Source organism: Leptodesmis sp., assembly GCF_052746595.1.
This window is the reverse complement of the sequence record NZ_JBRAGO010000090.1, coordinates 1-18,240: the sequence shown is the minus strand read 5'-3', so window position 1 is coordinate 18,240 and position 18,240 is coordinate 1. Positions and strand designations below refer to the sequence as shown.

The window sequence follows — 18,240 nt, the reverse complement described above, 5'->3', positions numbered from 1 at the left end:
GAGGCTTCGCATACAGCGCGGGACTTATAGCTCCCCCAACCCCTCAATAGTTAAGACTCAGGAGCTTTCTTCCTGAGCCTTCATCAAGTTTGAAAAGATAGCCTAGACCTGATAGAAAAAGGAGAAGTGTTTCATCAAATCACTTTTGCCTTCTGCCTTAGTAGGCATCCTGCAGTTCGTAAAAGTCTGGCGAGATGTAATCCTTCCGCAGGGGCCAACCCACCCAGTCTTCGGGCATCAGAATCCGCTTCAGGTTGGGATGTCCTTCGTAGACGATGCCGTACATATCGTAGGATTCCCTTTCCTGCCAATCCGCTGCTTTCCAGATCCAGTACACGGAAGGAACTGAGGGATTTTCGCGAGGTAGGAAAACCTTGACGCGCACTTCATCAGGGCGATCGGCATCATCGCTGATTTTAATCAGATGATAGAAGCTCACCAGATCCTGACCAGGGCCAGCATCATACGCACCCTGACACTGCAAGCAATTGAAGCCGTTGGCATAGAGAGCAGTGGCGATCGGTACCAGAAAATCGCGATCGACTTTCAGCACCTCAACGCCAGAGGCATCCCGCCCTAAAAATTCATGGTCAAAGCCATTTTCGGTGAGCCACTTTGAGGTTTTGCCCGCTTCCACAATCGGGGCAGCCGTTTGAGCTAATTGCTCTTGTTCATCAGCCACGAGATACGTCCTCCTTCTGTGCCGTCAGTAAAGCAGGCGGAACGGGCATCCCGATCGCCTCCATCAACTCCTTCGGTGGAGCTTCTCTGGTCGGAGCCTCCAGGTATTTGCCATCCAAAATTGGAGCAACAGGCTTCATCTTGTGGGTAGTGCTGTAATAACGGTGCACCTGCCGCAGCGCCCCTCTTTCCTGAATTGACTCATTAGAAATTTTCTTCCGTAGCTTGATGATGGCATCAATAATTGCTTCGGGTCGGGGAGGACATCCGGGCAGATATACATCTACCGGAATCAGCTTATCGACTCCGCGCACCGCAGAGGGAGAATCCACGCTAAACATTCCACCTGTAATCGTGCAGGCTCCCATCGCAATCACATACTTAGGTTCAGGCATCTGCTCATACAATCGCACCAGAGCCGGAGCCATTTTCATCGTAATAGTGCCAGCAGTGATGATCAGATCAGCCTGCCGGGGAGTGGAGCGAGGCACCAGACCAAAGCGATCGAAGTCAAACCGAGAACCGATCAGAGCCGCAAACTCAATAAAACAGCAAGCTGTCCCATACAGCATCGGCCACAGACTGGATAACCGTGCCCAGTTATACAGGTCATCTACGGTCGTCAGAATCACATTCTCAGACAATTCTTGAGTGACCTGGGGCCGCTCAATCGGATTCATTACACGTTCAGAATTCATGACCATTCCAGTGCTCCTTTCCGCCAGGCATAAACAAGACCTACTACCAGGATGGCAACAAAAATTAGCGCTTCAACGAAGGCTAATAACCCCAACTGGTTGAACGCAACCGCCCACGGATAGAGGAAGACGGTTTCCACGTCGAAAATGACAAAGACCAGTGCAAACATATAGTAACGAATGTTGAACTGGATCCAGGCACCGCCGATCGGTTCCATGCCGGATTCATACGTGGTGCGTCGCTCCGGGCCGCGACGGCTGGGACGGAGGAGCTTGGCAGCCGTCAAAGCCAGAGCTGGAACCAGGCTACAAACCAGCAAAAAGCCTAATAAATATTCGTATCCAGCAAGAACAAACACAGTGGGTGACTACCTTGTACTGAACTACGGTACACAGAGTTAGAGCGGAAGCGGCAGAACTTAACCGCTCTCATATTATAGGGGGCCGTTCTTTACAAAATGATAGAAGATTACACAGCAATTCCTTGAAGCAACTCAATAGTTTGCTCGTGTTTTAGTGAGGTGTGTCTATAGACTGCGATCGCGCCGACCCATTCATTCAGCAAAAATCTTGCCCCTACCAACAAACCCCCCTCAGTCGTATCATAAATTAATAGAGTTTTCAGATTTGTCCAGCGCTCAGTTCTAACCCCAATAGGCTCAGACTGACCTGCCAAGCTGAATTCTCTAAACTACGTAACTCACTTTCACTCACTCAGTATTTTCTCAGCCACCAATGAGTACTGAAACCATTGATCCACAATCCCTGGATCGATATGAATGTCAGGCTTGTGGGTATATCTACGAGCCAACCAAGGGAGATGACAAACAGCAGGTGCCCCCCGGAACTGCCTTTGAATCTCTACCGCAAAACTGGCGTTGTCCCGTTTGTGGTGCCCGGACTTCACGATTCAGCAATATTGGAGTGAAAGGCTCGCCCTCCGGGTTTAAGGAAAACCTGGGGTATGGTTTGGGGGTTAACAACCTTACTGCTGGCCAGAAAAATATTCTGATTTTTGGCGGGTTAATCCTCGCCTTTCTCTTCTTTCTCAGTCTTTATGGGTTGCAGTAAATCAGGAACCACTTTGAGATGGCAAAAAACGTCCTGAGAGAAACAACCTGCTTTATGCTCATCAATTGTCTTCTATTGATACTGTGATGCGGATAGCCACATTCTTACAAAAAATCTTAGCGGTGCTGGCCGTTGCCATTCTCTGTACCGCCTGTGGAGGCTATCTTCCCTCTACTAGCGTTAATCCCTGGAAAGTGATCACCGTTCCCACGAATGCCAACCTGTTGGATATTAGCTTTGCCAACAATAGCCACGGTTGGTTAGTCGGGGCCAACGCCACTCTGGTAGAAACTACCGATGGGGGTAACACCTGGGAAACGCGGAGTCTGGATCTCGACCAGCCCTATCGATTTACTTCCGTCAGCTTCTCCGGAGATGAAGGCTGGATTGTCGGTCAGCCTTCAATTTTGCTCCACACTGAAGATCAGGGTAAGTCCTGGTCGCGGATCCCCTTGAGTGAAAAGTTACCCGGTTCACCGAATACGGTGCTGGCTCTGGGGCCAAAATCGGCAGAAATGACCACTGATGTGGGAGCTATTTACCGCACAACAGACGGGGGAAGAACCTGGAAGGCAATGGTGGAAGAAGCCGTCGGGGTAGTTCGGAATATTTCTCGTTCGGCAGACGGTAAATATGTCGCAGTTTCCGCACGGGGTAACTTCTACTCCACCTGGGAACCGGGACAGAGTGCCTGGGAACCCCATAACCGCAATAGTTCCCGCCGTGTGCAGAACATGGGATTCACTAATGATGGGCGGCTGTGGATGTTAGCCCGAGGTGGACAGATTCAATTCAGCAATGAACCCAACGGAGAAGAGTGGCAGGAGCCAATCAGCCCTGAGTTTTCCACCAGTTGGGGACTGCTTGACTTGGCCTACCGCACGCCGAATGAAATTTGGGTATCTGGTGGCAGCGGCAATCTGCTCCACAGTTCTGACGGTGGGAAGACCTGGGAGAAAGATCGAGCGGTCGAGGATGTGCCTTCTAATTTCTACAAAATCAAGTTCTTTGGCCCAGAGCAGGGGTTCATTATTGGTCAGCAAGGAACGTTGCTCAAGTACGAACGATCGGCTGAGGCAGCCTAACCCATGGGACTTGAACAAGGTTTAATTCGCTGGTGTCACTGTCTCGTATGATAGAGGATGAGATCTTAACGAACTGTTGTTGGAGGAATCTGAATGGCTGGTACCACTGGAGAGCGTCCGTTTGGGGACATTATCACAAGTGTGCGGTATTGGGTAATTCATAGCATTACCATCCCAGCATTATTTATTGCTGGATGGCTGTTTGTCAGCACAGGTTTGGCTTACGACGTATTTGGAACTCCCCGTCCGAATGAGTACTATCCTGCGGATCAGGTGAAGGCTCCGATCGTAACCAAGCGGTATGAAGCCAAACAACAGATTGAAGAATTTCTTCAAAAGTAGGTTTTAGTTAACTTCTGAGCAATATGACTAGCAATACTCCCAATCAACCTGTTTCTTATCCAATTTTTACGGTGAGATGGCTGGCGGTTCATGCCCTGGCTGTTCCAACTGTTTTCTTCCTGGGCGCGATCGCCGCTATGCAGTTTATTCAAAGGTAGGCAAAGCTGTGGAAAGAACTCCCAATCCCAATAGGCAACCCGTAGAGTTGAACCGAACTTCGCTGTATCTGGGCTTGCTGCTAATTTTTGTGCTTGGCATTCTGTTTTCCAGTTACTTCTTTAACTGAACCAAGCCCAGTTAGAGAACGGTCGTTTTCCGATCAGGGAAACTCCAGTTTTGGACTTGGACAAGGTTTAACTGGATCAGGCTGAGCTCATTGCCATTGCTTCTGTACTTTGGACTCTTGCATTATTAGGAGGTAAATCTAGTGCTGACTTCTGGAAGAATTCCCCTCTGGATTGTTGCGACGATCGCTGGCATCGGCGTGCTGGCGGTGTTAGGCCTCTTCTTTTATGGGGCTTACGCTGGTTTAGGTTCTTCAATTTAAGCTTGCCCAAGTCCAGAAGTCTGTTTCTCCTACAGGGGGAAACTCAGTTTTTCTAACTGGACTTGGTTTAAGAGCCTCTCTGGTAATTTTGAATAACTCCTTTTAGAGACGTGAAGCTTCAGCGTTGTGCGGGGATCGCGTGTTTCATTCTATCGGTCTTTAGACGATCGCAAAAATATTAAAAAACCGCCTCTTCAAGCGGAGAAGCGGTTTTTTAAGTTTAATTGATGTTACGCAAGCAGAAACTTTAGATTCCGCTAGATTCCACTTGGATCTTCCCGCTCGATATAGAGGAACAGGAGGCCAAAAACAACCGCAGGCAGCAGCCAGCAGACAACAGGAATCAAAATCCAGGGTAAGAACGAAGCTGCGTATGAACCGGTCATAGCGAAGTTTCCTATCTGTATGATTTCAGTATGAACTGTTCAGACTCTACTGCGAAGTGGCGCTTCATTGGTGAGTTCTAAAAATTCTTAATAATCCACGGCCTGTTTTACGGCGATTTTCAGATGAGCAAACTATAGCCCTGAGATTAGGGATTAAGTATAGGGTGGGGCGTGGTGAATCCGCTAAAAGAAACTACGGTTCTGGACTTGGACAAGGTTCAGGTATGGCCATCCAGGATCGTTTGAATGATTTCTGCAACGGCTTGGGGCTGTTCCAGCATGGCTAAATGCCCGCAGTCAGGAATTTCAAAGACGTTGGCGGCCCTGTCTTGAAATAGAGCATGGAAACTCGCTAAGTGTCTGACATACTGTGGGGCCATGATTGAATCTTGGGCACCCGCAATAAAGTAAAGCGGTTGGTGCAGTTTGGCTACGAGTTGAGGCAGTCGATGCACTTCAGCTTCAGTCGTAGATTCTAATAAAGCTCCTAGAGCGGCATCGGGATGGGCTGTCACAAAATCAATTAGTCGCTGTCGTGCCCAGTAGCGAGAGAGCGATCGCACAGTTCCCGCCCTTAAGAAAATTAGTTCTACACCAGGAATCTGAGCCAACCAACGAGGACGCAGTTTGACAATTTGTTGACCAATCGTGCGGAAGCGATCGAACTCTTCTTTGAGATAAATTCCCCCACCCGCATTAATGCAGATCACTCCCTGCACCTGTTCGGGAAATTGATAAGCTCCCCACAGGGCGATGCTCCCACCCAGGGAATGGCCCACTAACCACACTCTGGACAGGTGCAAGCTTTCCAACAACTGCCCCAGATCTTGAGCGTAGGAAGCCAAACTATAGCTGACTGAGGGCAAAACGTCTTGAGCTATCGCAGGCGAACAGGAGCCTCCAAATCCCCTGAGATCGTAAGCTAAACATTGATAGGTAGAAGCCAATTGATCTATCAATGGGTGCCAGTATTGCCGACTCAAAAGCCAGCCATGAATAAAAACTAGTACATCAGGAGAGTGGGTTGCAGGAGTGAAATCGTAACTGTGAGGAATGCCTGAAATATCAATAGTTGGCATATGACTATCCTATCAGGAGGGCAACAGTTCCTGGAATATGGCCTGTTGCAACGTTCCTTCATACTGAAGGTTGACAGCGTGATGGGAGCTAATTTCTAGCATAGAAGTGCAGTTCAAGGGTGGGTTAGCACCCTGATCCCAAATCTCCCACCTTAAAAAACTCCGTAAAAAATCTTGTCTTCCTCGTTTATTCGCTAGGGTATCCAGAAATACCCTGGCTATCCTCTCAGTCATCTATGCATTAGGATCGATACATTCTTAGTAGCCGGAATTCTTCCGCGGCAATAAGTCAGGTCTATTAAGTGCAGTTTCTGGTACAGCTTAGCCCCTGGTTTTTCAGTACTATGGCTGGTCAAGTTGTGAAGGAGAAATGGGAATCCCTCTATGCAAACGCAACCGATGCAAACTCAAGATATCAATTTTCAAAATGCCAACGTCAGGGTTGAAGACGATCGCACAGGCTTAAGTGTTGAGGCGTTGAAGCGGGCATTCCTGGATAATCTCTTCTACATTCAGGGAAAGTTTCCCGCAATCGCGACCCGCAACGACTACTACATGGCCCTAGCCTACACGGTGCGCGATCGCCTGTTTCGGCGCTGGATTAATACCGCAGAAGTCTATACCACTCAGGGATCTCGAACCGTCTGTTACTTCTCCGCTGAATTTCTCATGGGGCCACACTTGGGGAATAACCTGATTAACCTGGGAATTTTTGATCAGGTGAAACAGGCCATGCAGGAACTGGGCCTGGATCTGGATGAATTAATGGAACAGGAAGAAGAACCGGGTCTGGGGAACGGCGGCTTAGGGCGGTTGGCTGCCTGCTATCTGGATTCGATGGCAACCCTGGAAGTTGCTTCCATTGGGTATGGGATCCGCTACGAATTCGGCATTTTTGACCAGGACATTCGCGATGGTTGGCAGGTTGAAAGTACCGATAAGTGGTTAAGTTATGGCAATCCTTGGGAAATCAGCCGCCCAGAATGGGAAGTCCAAGTCAAATTTGGCGGCTATACGGAAGCCTTTACCAATGAGCGGGGCCAATACCGCGTACGCTGGGTGCCGGACAAAGTAGTGCGCGGGGTACCCCACGACACTCCTATCCTGGGTTATCAGGTAAACACCTGTAACACCCTGAGATTATGGTCATCGGAAGCAATCGAATCTTTCGACTTCACAGCTTTTAATGCAGGGGATTACTCCGGTGCGGTCTACAAAAAGATGGAATCGGAGAATATTTCCAAGGTGCTGTACCCTAACGACAACATGACCCAGGGCAAAATCCTGCGTCTGGAGCAACAGTTTTTCTTTGTTTCCTGCTCCCTGCAAGACATGATCCGCATCCTGGAGCGACAAAATATTTCTCTCGATCGCTTCCATGAGAAATTTGTGGTGCAACTGAATGATACCCATCCTTCGATTGCGATCGCGGAACTGATGCGCCTGCTGATAGATGAGCACGGTATGGAGTGGGATCAAGCCTGGAATATTACCAGCAAGACGTTCGCCTACACCAACCACACACTCTTGCCAGAAGCACTAGAACGCTGGCCGATCAACTTATTTGGTAAACTGCTACCCCGCCATCTAGAAATCATTTATGAAATTAACCGTCGCTTTTTAGATGAAGTGCGGCTGAAATATCCCGATGATATCGCCCGGATTAACCGCATGTCTTTGATTGATGAAAGTGGAGAGCGCTATGTGAGGATGGCGAATCTGGCCTGTGTGGGCAGCTTTGCTATTAATGGGGTGGCGGCTTTACATACCGAACTGCTCAAGAAAGATGTCTTGCATGACTTCTACGATATGTTCCCAGGGAAGTTCAACAACAAGACCAATGGGGTCACACCCCGAAGATTCATGGTGCTGAGTAATCCCCGTTTGTGCCGTTTAATCACCAGCAAAATTGGCCATACCTGGGTAAAGCATTTGGATGAACTGCATAAACTGGAAGCCTACGTAGATGATCCTGAGTTCCGAGCGGAATTCCGCCAAATTAAACTGGCAATTAAGCAAGATCTGGCACACTACATCAAAGCGAACTATGGTCTTGAGGTGGATCCGGCCTCGATGTTTGACATTCAGGCCAAACGAATTCACGAATACAAGCGGCAACACCTGAATGCCCTGCATATCATCACGCTCTACAACCGGATTAAGGCGAATCCCGATATCGAGATTACTCCTCGCACCTTCTTGTTTGGCGGCAAGGCTGCTCCTGGCTACTTCCTGGCCAAGCTGATTATTAAATTCATAAACTCGATCGGTGATGTAGTCAATCGCGATCCCGATGTGCGAGGACGGTTAAAAGTTCTATTCCTGAAAGACTACAGTGTTAAATTCGCTCAACGGGTCTATCCCGCTGCGGATCTGTCTGAGCAAATTTCTACGGCTGGCAAGGAAGCCTCCGGTACGGGCAACATGAAGTTCGCCATGAATGGGGCGCTGACGATCGGCACGCTGGATGGAGCAAACGTGGAAATCCTGGAAGAAGTGGGAGCCGAAAATTTCTTCCTGTTTGGCCTGACCGCGGAGGAAGTCTACGCCAAACGAGCCGCAGGCTATAACCCGATGGAATATTACGAGAATGACCCAGAACTGAAACTAGCGCTCGATCGCGTGGCTTCCGGGTTTTTCTCCCACGGGGATGTCAATCTGTTCAAACCGCTGATTGACAATTTACTCTACAGCGATCCCTACTTCCTGCTGGCCGATTATCGCTCTTACGTAGACTGTCAAGATCGGGTCAGTTTGGCGTATCGCGATCAGGATCACTGGACTCGGATGTCCATTCTGAACACCGCTCGGATGGGCAAGTTCTCCTCTGATCGCTCAATTCAGGACTACTGTGATGACATCTGGAAAGTTCATCCAATCAAGATTGAACTGAGAGATTATGTACAAGGAGGATGTGGCTTTGACAGTAGTAGTACCGACTGTAAAGTAGTCTTCTAACATGAGTCTCAAACTTTACCTGCTGCGGCATGGAGAAACGGAGTACAGCCAGAGAGGGGGTTATTGCGGCACTCTGGATCCGGAACTGACTCCAGAGGGGAAGCAGATGGCGCAAGCATTTGCTGATGCCTATGCCTCCCTCCCCTGGGAAGCGGTGTATGTCAGTCCAATGAAACGAACGATCGCCACAGCCAAACCCTTATGTGAAGCCATTGGCCTGGAAATGCAACTCCGGGATGGCTTGAAAGAACTGGCCTATGGCGAGTGGGAAGGAAAATCACCAGAGGAGGTGAAGGACGCTTACGAAGAAGATTACATTCACTGGCTGACGGAACCCGCCTGGAACCCGCCAACCGGCGGAGAAACCGCCGTTCAACTTGCCAGTCGGTCGTCCTTAGTGATTACAGAAATCCAGCAACACTACCCCACCGGAAATGTTCTGGTTGTCTCCCATAAAGCTACCCTGCGAGTCATCCTCTGTAGCTTGCTGGGCATCGACCTGGGCCGCTACCGCGATCGTATCAACGTGCTGACTGCCTCCCTCAGCATCATCAAATTCGACCGCTATGGCCCGTTACTGGAAGTTCTGGGCGATCGCTACCATATTCCTGAGCCTTTAAGGAGTAGACCGGGGACGTAATTGTTCATGTTTCCAATCATTTATTCGGATCAGTTTTTATTACACGATCCAGGCGAGTTTCACCCGGAAAGTCCAGATCGTTTAACTGCGATTAAGTTGGCATTAGAAGATGTGCCCTGGGTAGACCAGTTGGTGTGGCGTTCCCCCTCAGGCTCTGCGCGATCGTCCAGCGAGCTGATTTCCCTGGTGCAAGCGGCTCATGCTCAAGCATACATCGACCATGTGCGGGATCTGGCAAACCGGGGAGATGGTGAGCTAGACAGTGACACTGTTGTTTCTCCCCAGACCTATGAAGTGGCGTTGCTGGCGGTGAGTGCCTGGTTGGATGGCGTGGATGAGGCTCTGGCAACGGGAGAGCCAGTCTTTGTTCTGGCCCGTCCACCGGGGCACCATGCCTTGCCGGAGCGGGGAATGGGGTTTTGCATTTTTAACAATGAGGCGATCGCGGCCCTCTATGCTTTACAACAACCCGGTGTGAATCGAGTTGCGATTCTGGACTGGGATGTGCATTATGGCAATGGCACCCAGGTGATCGTACACAATAACCCTCACATTGCCTACTGTTCCTTGCATGAATCGCCGCTATTTCCAGGCACGGGCAATGTTCACAATCATGGAGCACACAACAACGTGCTGAATCTGGCAATCCTACCGGGAAGCACGATCGCGGTTTACCAACCGTTGTTTGAGCAACAGGTCATGCCATTTTTAACTCACTTTCAGCCTGACCTGTTGCTGGTCAGTGCTGGCTACGGTGCCACGGCGACTGATCCCCTCGCAGATATTTGTCTCCAACCCCAAGACTATGGTGTGTTTACAAAGTATTGTTTACAGATTACCCGGCGGATTGTATTTGGGCTAGAAGGAGGGTACAACCTGGAAACCCTGGCTCAATCGGTTGTTGCAACGATTGAGAGTTGTTTGAAATAAGTAGCTTACGGGCATTTTCATGAGCATTTACCACACACTCGACTGAATCTGCGTGTTGAATTGTTTTTTGTTTTCCAAGGGGAAACATTATGCTACAAGCCACGATCGAATCTATTCTGCAAGAAGAGCGGTTATTTCAGCCCCCGGCTGATTTTTCCCAAACTGCACGGATTAACAGTCTGGAAGCGTATCAACGCCTCTATCAACAGGCGATCGCTGACCCCGAAACCTTTTGGGCAAACCTAGCAGAACAGGAGTTGCACTGGTTTCAACGATGGGAAAAGGTGCTGGATTGGCACCCCCCCTTTGCCCGGTGGTTTGTGGGCGGCCAACTGAATGTGTCTTACAATTGCCTGGATCGGCATTTGACGAATGGCCGGCGGGACAAATTGGCCCTGATCTGGGAAGGGGAACCTGGTGATGGACGCACCTTCACCTACGCTCAACTGCATCAGGAAGTCTGCCAGATGGCCAATGTGCTGAAACAATTGGGGGTGCAGAAGGGCGATCGCGTCGGTATCTACCTGCCTATGATTCCGGAGGCCGCGATCGCCATGCTGGCCTGTGCTCGCATCGGTGCACCCCATACGGTTGTTTTTGGCGGGTTTAGCGCCGAAGCCCTGAAAAGCCGCCTCCAGGATGCCCAGGCCAAGCTAGTCATCACGGCTGATGGAGGGTGGCGCAAAGACGCGATCGTTCCCCTCAAAGAGCAGGTAGACCGGGCACTTGCTGATCATGCCGTACCCAGTGTTCAGCATGTGCTGGTGGTTCAACGTACGGGACAAGAGGTGGCCATGACTCCAGACCGCGATCGCTGGTGGCATGAGTTACAAGCCACAGCCTCCTCCGACTGTCCAGCAGAACCCATGGACAGCGAAGACCTGTTATTCATCCTCTACACCTCTGGCACCACGGGCAAACCGAAAGGCGTTGTGCATACCACAGGCGGTTACAACCTGTTCAGCCATATCACTGCCCAATGGATTTTTGACATCAAAGATAGCGATATTCTCTGGTGTACTGCCGATGTAGGTTGGATCACAGGACACAGTTATGTGGTCTATGGTCCCCTGTCCAATGGGGCCACCACCCTGATGTATGAAGGCGCTCCCCGTGCTTCTAATCCGGGCTGTTTCTGGGATGTGATTGAGAAATATCGGGTAACTATCTTCTATACCGCTCCGACGGCCATTCGATCCTTTATTAAAACGGGTGAAGCCGTACCGGCAGCCCGAGATTTATCGTCTTTGCGGTTATTGGGTTCGGTGGGTGAACCGATCAATCCCTCTGCCTGGATGTGGTACTACCAGGTGATTGGTGGTGAGCGCTGCCCGATCGTCGATACCTGGTGGCAAACAGAAACAGGGGGGATCTTGATTTCTCCCCTGCCGGGTGCCATCCCCACAAAACCGGGTTCAGCAACGCTGCCCTTTCCTGGCATTGTTGTAGATGTAGTAGACATGGAAGGAAATCCCGTGGGAGTTAATCAGGGCGGTTATCTGGTCATTAAACAGCCCTGGCCTGGGATGCTGCGAACGCTATACAACAGCCCCGATCGCTACCGCACCACCTACTGGGAGCCAATTCCACCCAAAAACGGGAACTACCTTTACTTTACTGGCGATAGTGCCCGTAAAGACAGCGATGGCTATTACTGGATTATGGGTCGGGTGGATGATGTGATTAAGATTGCCGGACATCGCCTGGGTAGTGCTGAAATCGAATCTGCCCTGGTAGCTCATGAGGCAGTTGCAGAAGCCGCTGTGGTAGGCAGACCGGAAGAAAGTAAGGGGGAAGAAATTGTGGCCTTTGTCACCCTGGAGGATGGTTATGTGCCCTCAGATGCACTAGTGCAAGACCTGAAGCAGCATGTAGTGGAAAGTATCGGGGCGATCGCCCGTCCCAGTGAAATCCGCTTTGCTGATGCCCTGCCGAAAACCCGCTCTGGCAAAATTATGCGGCGAGTTTTGCGGCACTGGCAAGCGGCGAGACAGTCGCAGGCGATATTTCCACCCTGGAAGATCACAAGGTTCTGGAGCAACTGCGAACATAGAGTTGATCCCCAATTCGCAGCGTCCGGTGCTGATCCTCGATACCCCGATCGGTATCGTTATGTACGTATTAGATTCAAACCGCAGAAGTAGGATGGGCAAAACAACGTGTGCCCATTTAGATGCCACAGAATCATGGGATGGGCACGGCGTTGCTCTTTGCCCATCCTACGATTTTTTGCTAATTTGCTGTGGGTGCTGATCCTCGATACCCGGATCGGTGTCATGATGCACGCCTTAAGCAATGACGAATGATCAGTGCCAACTTACCTTTGGAATTATGCTAAAGAATCTCTATGTTGCCGCGATCGAACCCAGTAGTGGCAAGTCTCTGGTGGTCCTGGGTCTGATGGAACTGCTCTCAAAGCGGGTGTCCAGGCTGGGCTTTTTTCGACCTGTGATTCATGACAGCCCTCGTGCGGATAATGACATCGAACTGGTGAGCAGTCGCTATACACCCGGATTTCCCTACACGGCCTATTTCGGTATGCCTCACACCCGGGCGCGACGGTTAATTGCCGATGGACAGTTTGACGCACTGCTGCAAGAGGTGATTGAGAAGTACAAATTCCTGGAGCGGCAGTGCGACTTTGTAGTCTGTGAAGGCGTTAATTCCATCGACATCGATCCGGCGCTGGTCGATAACTTTGATACCCAGGTGGCCAATCAGTTAGCGGCTCCCATCCTGGCGATCGCCAATGCGGATGGCAAGACCATCGAGGAAATCATAGCGAACGTGCAAACGGAACATGAAGCCTACCTGGCGGCAGGCTGCACAGTTATGGCCACAATTGTCAACCGGGTTGCAGTGGCCCAGATGAACCTGGTGCAAGAACGACTGGAGAACCTGTGGCCGGGAGATAACCCAGTGTTTGTGCTGCCAGAAGCCCCCTTGCTGACCCAACCGACGGTCGCTGAGATTTCTCGAGCCTTAAATGCCAACCTGGTGTACGGCGATCGGGAGCAACTGAATCGCGAGGTATCGGGGTATAAGGTGGCGGCGATGGAAGTGCCCAACTTCTTGACCTGGATTCAGGAAGGCAACCTGGTGATCACCCCTGGAGATCGTGCCGATATCGTTCTGGCTTGCTTTGCCAGTTCCCTCTCTAACCATTCTCCCAGCGTCTCCGGCATTGTCCTCACAGGGGGATTGGCCTTAGCTCCTGCCCTCAAACAACTGATGGAGGGTTTAAGTCGTTGGAATATCCCCATCCTCAGTGTGGAAACGGATACCTACACCACTGCTCAGCATGTCAATACTGTGCGGGCGGACATCACGCCTGATAACCAGCGCAAAATTGCTTCTGCCCTGGGCGTGTTTGAGTCGCATGTGGATACGGCAAAACTGGCAGAACGAATTACCTCGTCCTACTCCGATCGTATGACTCCACTGCTGTTTGAGTACGAACTGATTGAACGGGCACGGGCACAGAAACAGCACATCGTTCTGCCGGAAGGGACGGATGAACGAATTTTACGGGCGGCGGAAATTTTATTACGGCGACGAGTGGTGGATATTACGCTGTTAGGCAATGTGCAAAAGATCCGGGAAGCGATCGCCGCGCTGGATGTGAAACTGGATGGCGTAAACCTGATTGATCCCCTCTATTCTGACCAGTTTGAGGACTATGCCCACACTTACTACGAATTACGAAAGCATAAAGGCATTACTCAGGACTATGCCTACGATGTGATGCGGGATGTCAGCTACTTTGGCACCATGATGGTCTATAAAGATATGGCCGATGGCATGGTGTCCGGGGCGCTGCATACCACCGCTCACACAATTCGTCCGGCCCTGGAATTCATTAAGCCTGTCCCTGGATGCTCGATCGTCTCCAGTGTCTTTTTTATGTGTCTGGACGATCGCGTCCTGGTTTATGGTGACTGTGCTGTGAATCCCAATCCCACGGCTGAACAACTGGCCGATATTGCCATTAGTTCCGCCCAAACCGCTCAAACCTTTGGCATTGAACCCCGGATCGCCATGCTCTCCTACTCCACTGGAGATTCCGGTCAGGGCGAGGATGTGGATAAGGTGAAAACGGCAACTCGCCGGGTACAAGACCTGCGACCCGACCTGAAAATTGCTGGCCCGATTCAGTACGATGCCGCTGTCGATGAAAACGTCGCTAGAACCAAACTGCCAGGAAATGAAGTCGCCGGACATGCCAGCGTGTTCATCTTCCCTGACCTGAACACCGGAAATAACACCTACAAAGCCGTCCAGCGATCGGCCAATGCCGTGGCGATCGGTCCCGTTCTGCAAGGCTTAAAAAAACCCGTCAACGACCTCAGCCGCGGCTGCACCGTCCCCGATATTGTCAATACCGTGGCAATTACGGCAATTCAAGCGCAAGCGTTGAAAGGTCGTAAATAGAGAAGAGTGGCGAATCGCACCTTTGCTTGGTTTTTCTAGGTATCAACCTCTAGTGCGGACTTACATTGGCCAGGGGTTGCGGGCTGACCTGGAGTGGTTGGAAAGCGATACCGTATCTGCGTTGATTGCCAGTCTAAAGCGTCATGGTGTCAGTGATGAAGTGATTCAAGACGCTCTGGGCGAAGTTACTGAGCATTCTAATCAGCCTCAGCAGCATTTTAGACTGAAGCCATCTAGCTAATCCAGTGGACTCCGAACCCCCCTGCCACCCCGATTGAGTACATGGGTATAGATCATCGTCGTTTTGATATCCTTGTGTCCCAACAATTCCTGAATGGTGCGAATGTCGTAGCCATCGTCCAACAGGTGAGTGGCAAAACTGTGTCGAAACGTATGGCAGCTACTGTGTTTTGTAATCTGGGCTTGCTGAATTGCCTGCTTGACTGCCCGCTGTAATGCATCTTCTAAAAGGTGATGTCGGCGAATTTCGCCCGAACGGGGGTCGCGCGATCGCCGCTCTGCCGGAAACACATACTGCCACCCTCACTGCCGATTGGCTTTTGGGTACTTGCGCTCCAACGCATAGGGCAGATACACCGCCCCCAAGCCCTCTGATAAATCCTGTTGATGCAACAACCGGGCGTGTTCCAGTTGCCGTTTCAAAGATTCAATAGTCGATTCTGGCAGCATCGTCTTGCGGTCTACCTCGCCTTTGCCATCCCGCACCGTGATCTGGCGATACTCAAAATCCAGATCCTTCACTCTGAGCCGCAAGCATTCGCTCAGACGTAATCCAGAACCATACAACAGGCTGGCGAGCAGATGATGTACTCCCTGAAGGTGACTCAAAACTTGTTTCACCTCTGTGCGCGTAAAGACAACAGGCAGCCTGATTGGTTTTTGCGCTCGTTCGATATGGTCGATATAGGGCAGTTCGACCTTGAGTACGTGTTGATACAAAAACAGCAGGGCACTCAGGGCCACATTTTGAGTCGAAGCTGCCACGTTTTTCTCCACTGCCAGGTAAGAGAGATAAGCTCGGATTTCATCAACGCCCATTTCTTTGGGATGACGCTTATTATGAAACAGGATGTACTGACGAATGTAGTAGAGAATGTAGGACTCTTCTGTCCTGAGGCTGTAGTGTTTGAGCCGCATCACCTGCTTGACCTGGTCGAGCAGGCGTGGCGGTTGAGGATTCGGGGATGCATCCATTTCTGACAAAACTTGAGTTGCTAATTATACTCAGTATCCCCAAGTCACTAGAATAGAACAAGGGTACTCAGGAATTTATCCGTCCTCAGCGGCAAAAGCCCCTTATTGGGATATTAGACCGCAGCCAACGGCATAGGAAGGGGATTTGGGGGATTAGACCGCACTCAACGGTTGAAACTTTTATTAAGGGTATTAGGCCGCAGCCAGCAACCTAATATACTTTCTTTATAGATATATTAGATCGATCCCAGCGGTTGAAAAATATAGTTCGCTGGCTTGGTTTCTGTTGCCACGAGGTTGCCATGCCGATTCCTCAGCCGATCGCTAACCAGCAGACCGTCGGCAACATCGGCATGTTTTACGTGTGCTACCGATTGTCGCGGCTGGGCTGGAATGTCATGCCCACGGCCCGCAACGCCAAGGGCATCGACATCGTGATCTACAGCCAAGACGCGGCTCGCAAATACACAATCCAGGTGAAGACGCTGTCCAAGGGGAGCCCCGTCCCCATGAGCAACAAGCTGGATCACCTGTTCGCCGACTTCGTGGTCGTCTGTCGGCATGTCATCCGTGAGACGCCGGAGTGCTTCGTGCTGACCCCGGACGAAGTGCGCAGGCTGATCCACCGAGGGGAGAAGAATGGCAAGATCAGCTATTGGCTCCAACCGCGCGACTACGCCACGGACGAGTTCCGCGAGAAGTGGGAGCGAATCGGCTCGGGGCTGTAGGCCGTAGCTGAAGGGGCCGCCAGCGAACCAGTCGCTGCACCCGACGGTGGCCGCATTACGGTTTTTCGGAGTTCAACGTCTCACCTGCGGCCGCCGCGGGTGAGCTTGGTCGTTAGGTGACTTGAGCTTTCGGTGAGGAAGCAACTGCGAAATTGTCTGTAGGGTGACCAACTCTATTTCATTGCTTAAAATCAGGTAGGGACGTAAAACTAGGAGCATTAGAAGTTGGCGTACTACCTGAATATCTTTTCCCCAGAAACTTATGAAGCATTCTCGAAATCGAATCGTGATGTCACTGGATTTCGTTTACGTCAACAAAACGCTGCAAGCCGAATTAAAATCGGTGATAAGTTTATCTGTTACATGACTAAGCTATCCCGATGGATAGGGGTTTTTGAGGTGCAAAGCGAATGCTTCTCAGATGATGCCCCAGTTTTTTTTCCTCAAGATGACCCTTTTGTGGTTCGCTTCAAGGTTAAACCAATCGTCTGGTTACCTAAAGAAAAGGCAATTCTAATTCATGATGATAGAATTTGGAATCGTTTATCCTTCACTAAAGGAATCGATAAAAACTCATCAAAGTGGACAGGGAAGCTTCGTAATAGTCTCAATCAATTGACCAATAACGATGGGTATTTCCTTGAAGAGTTCATGTTGTCACAAGTGAATAGAGGAGAACTCTTTGATATTGATGAGGATGAATACCAAAAACTAATTACACATCGTATTAATCGAATAGATAAAGTTGTAGCTGTAACTGTTCCCCAGGATACAAAAGATGAAGTTGAAAGCACTGTAGATCAACCAGAGGTCCGTGAATCAATCAAGGTGCAATCTTTAATCGCTAGAATTGGTTCTCAGATGGGAATGTCAATCTGGTTGCCACGTAGCGATCGAAGCACAGTTCTAAAAGAATGGAATGATCAAGATCACGTTCTGCTGGATGTTCTACCTCTTAATTATGATGAAACGACGCTCAAAACCATTGAGCAAATTGACGTACTGTGGTTAAAACGGCGTGCTATTGTTCGTACTTTTGAGGTTGAGCATACTACTTCAATTTATTCCGGTATTCTTAGAATGGCAGACTTGCTGGCACTTCAGCCGAATATGAACATAAAGTTGCATATAGTTGTACCTACTGAACGACGAGACAAGGTGTTTCAGGAAATCCGGAGACCTGTCTTTTCATTGCTTGATGTAGCTCCATTGTCAGAAAGGTGTACTTACCTTTCTTATGAAAGTGTTCAAGAGTTGTTAAAGCAAAGACACTTATCACATTTATCAGATAGCGTTTTAGATGAGTATGCTGAGGAGGCTGAATAGTTCGCCAACCAATACTTTGTGGCAACAGATTAGACTGACTAGAATCGAAAAAAGAGTAGCTAGGGTATTTTGTATGGTTTCATCAGAGTTAATTTCGGCTCTAAAGGGGTTGAGCCGTTCGGA

At 50.0% G+C, this 18,240-nt stretch carries 19 protein-coding genes and 1 pseudogene; 14 read left to right on the top strand and 6 right to left on the bottom strand.

Annotated features, from left to right (window positions below):
• Positions 1-157 precede the first annotated feature (157 nt).
• Genes ACUVQO_RS17640 through ndhC form a run of 3 tightly spaced genes read right to left on the bottom strand, consistent with a single transcriptional unit; the run spans position 158 to position 1,738 of the window.
• Positions 158-682 carry an NAD(P)H-quinone oxidoreductase subunit J gene (locus ACUVQO_RS17640; protein WP_445927148.1) on the bottom strand — a complete coding sequence of 175 codons (525 nt, stop codon included), beginning with the start codon at positions 680-682 and terminating at the stop codon, positions 158-160.
• The gene (ndhK, locus tag ACUVQO_RS17635) at positions 675-1,379 is read right to left on the bottom strand and encodes a photosynthetic/respiratory NAD(P)H-quinone oxidoreductase subunit K (protein ID WP_445927147.1); all 705 of its coding nucleotides are present in this window, start codon (positions 1,377-1,379) and stop codon (positions 675-677) included. The genes ACUVQO_RS17640 and ndhK overlap by 8 nt, the downstream gene beginning before the upstream one ends.
• A complete protein-coding gene (gene ndhC, locus ACUVQO_RS17630; protein ID WP_445927146.1) occupies positions 1,376-1,738 on the bottom strand; it encodes a photosynthetic/respiratory NAD(P)H-quinone oxidoreductase subunit C in 363 nt (120 codons plus the stop codon). The genes ndhK and ndhC overlap by 4 nt, the downstream gene beginning before the upstream one ends.
• Before the next feature lie 376 nt (positions 1,739-2,114).
• Here ndhC and ACUVQO_RS17625 point away from each other — a divergent pair, with 376 nt between their 5' ends.
• The 6 genes from ACUVQO_RS17625 (at position 2,115) to ACUVQO_RS17600 (ending at position 4,424) form a co-directional block, all read left to right on the top strand.
• Positions 2,115-2,450, top strand: a complete 336-nt coding sequence (locus ACUVQO_RS17625; RefSeq protein ID WP_445927145.1) for a rubredoxin — start codon at positions 2,115-2,117, stop codon at positions 2,448-2,450.
• A 65-nt stretch (positions 2,451-2,515) separates the two neighbouring features.
• On the top strand, positions 2,516-3,535 hold the full coding sequence (locus tag ACUVQO_RS17620; protein ID WP_445927144.1) for a photosynthesis system II assembly factor Ycf48: 1,020 nt from the start codon (positions 2,516-2,518) through the stop codon (positions 3,533-3,535).
• 93 nt (positions 3,536-3,628) lie between these two features.
• Positions 3,629-3,877, top strand: a complete 249-nt coding sequence (psbE, locus tag ACUVQO_RS17615) for a cytochrome b559 subunit alpha (protein ID WP_233745869.1) — start codon at positions 3,629-3,631, stop codon at positions 3,875-3,877.
• Between the two features lie 23 nt (positions 3,878-3,900).
• Positions 3,901-4,035, top strand: coding sequence for a cytochrome b559 subunit beta (gene psbF, locus ACUVQO_RS17610; RefSeq protein ID WP_445927143.1), 135 nt, complete (start codon positions 3,901-3,903; stop codon positions 4,033-4,035).
• Between the two features lie 8 nt (positions 4,036-4,043).
• On the top strand, positions 4,044-4,163 hold the full coding sequence (locus ACUVQO_RS17605; protein ID WP_445927142.1) for a photosystem II reaction center protein L: 120 nt from the start codon (positions 4,044-4,046) through the stop codon (positions 4,161-4,163).
• A gap of 141 nt (positions 4,164-4,304) precedes the next feature.
• On the top strand, positions 4,305-4,424 hold the full coding sequence (locus ACUVQO_RS17600) for a photosystem II reaction center protein J (RefSeq protein ID WP_445927141.1): 120 nt from the start codon (positions 4,305-4,307) through the stop codon (positions 4,422-4,424).
• 257 nt (positions 4,425-4,681) lie between these two features.
• Here the strand turns inward: ACUVQO_RS17600 and ACUVQO_RS17595 are convergent, their stop codons facing one another.
• Both ACUVQO_RS17595 and ACUVQO_RS17590 read right to left on the bottom strand, forming a co-directional pair.
• Positions 4,682-4,810 carry a photosystem I reaction center subunit VIII gene (locus ACUVQO_RS17595; protein WP_445927140.1) on the bottom strand — a complete coding sequence of 43 codons (129 nt, stop codon included), beginning with the start codon at positions 4,808-4,810 and terminating at the stop codon, positions 4,682-4,684.
• 218 nt (positions 4,811-5,028) lie between these two features.
• Positions 5,029-5,889 (bottom strand): alpha/beta fold hydrolase, encoded by an 861-nt coding sequence (locus tag ACUVQO_RS17590; RefSeq protein WP_445927139.1) that lies wholly within the window; start codon positions 5,887-5,889, stop codon positions 5,029-5,031.
• Positions 5,890-6,273: 384 nt separating this feature from the next.
• Here ACUVQO_RS17590 and ACUVQO_RS17585 point away from each other — a divergent pair, with 384 nt between their 5' ends.
• From ACUVQO_RS17585 to ACUVQO_RS17560, 6 genes are all read left to right on the top strand, one after another.
• Entirely contained in the window at positions 6,274-8,847 is a 2,574-nt protein-coding gene (locus ACUVQO_RS17585) for a glycogen/starch/alpha-glucan phosphorylase (protein ID WP_445927138.1), read from the top strand.
• A 1-nt stretch (position 8,848) separates the two neighbouring features.
• Positions 8,849-9,487, top strand: coding sequence for a histidine phosphatase family protein (locus ACUVQO_RS17580; RefSeq protein ID WP_445927137.1), 639 nt, complete (start codon positions 8,849-8,851; stop codon positions 9,485-9,487).
• Positions 9,488-9,493: 6 nt separating this feature from the next.
• The gene (locus ACUVQO_RS17575) at positions 9,494-10,417 is read left to right on the top strand and encodes a histone deacetylase family protein (protein ID WP_445927136.1); all 924 of its coding nucleotides are present in this window, start codon (positions 9,494-9,496) and stop codon (positions 10,415-10,417) included.
• Positions 10,418-10,506: 89 nt separating this feature from the next.
• Positions 10,507-12,561, top strand: a complete 2,055-nt coding sequence (gene acs / locus ACUVQO_RS17570; RefSeq protein WP_445927135.1) for an acetate--CoA ligase — start codon at positions 10,507-10,509, stop codon at positions 12,559-12,561.
• A 187-nt stretch (positions 12,562-12,748) separates the two neighbouring features.
• Positions 12,749-14,848, top strand: coding sequence for a phosphate acetyltransferase (gene pta / locus ACUVQO_RS17565; protein ID WP_445927134.1), 2,100 nt, complete (start codon positions 12,749-12,751; stop codon positions 14,846-14,848).
• 22 nt (positions 14,849-14,870) lie between these two features.
• Complete coding sequence (locus ACUVQO_RS17560; protein WP_445927133.1) at positions 14,871-15,089, top strand: hypothetical protein; 219 nt, start codon at positions 14,871-14,873, stop codon at positions 15,087-15,089.
• On the opposite strand, the pseudogene ACUVQO_RS17555 reads toward ACUVQO_RS17560, so the two are convergent.
• Positions 15,086-16,063 (bottom strand): annotated as a pseudogene (locus ACUVQO_RS17555) (integron integrase). The gene ACUVQO_RS17560 and the pseudogene ACUVQO_RS17555 sit on opposite strands and share 4 nt — an antisense overlap.
• 302 nt (positions 16,064-16,365) lie before the next feature.
• On the opposite strand from ACUVQO_RS17555, the gene ACUVQO_RS17550 reads away from it, so the two are divergent.
• Both ACUVQO_RS17550 and ACUVQO_RS17545 read left to right on the top strand, forming a co-directional pair.
• On the top strand, positions 16,366-16,791 hold the full coding sequence (locus ACUVQO_RS17550) for a hypothetical protein (RefSeq protein WP_445927132.1): 426 nt from the start codon (positions 16,366-16,368) through the stop codon (positions 16,789-16,791).
• A 225-nt stretch (positions 16,792-17,016) separates the two neighbouring features.
• Positions 17,017-18,117 (top strand): hypothetical protein, encoded by a 1,101-nt coding sequence (locus ACUVQO_RS17545; protein WP_445927131.1) that lies wholly within the window; start codon positions 17,017-17,019, stop codon positions 18,115-18,117.
• Positions 18,118-18,240: the final 123 nt, after the last annotated feature.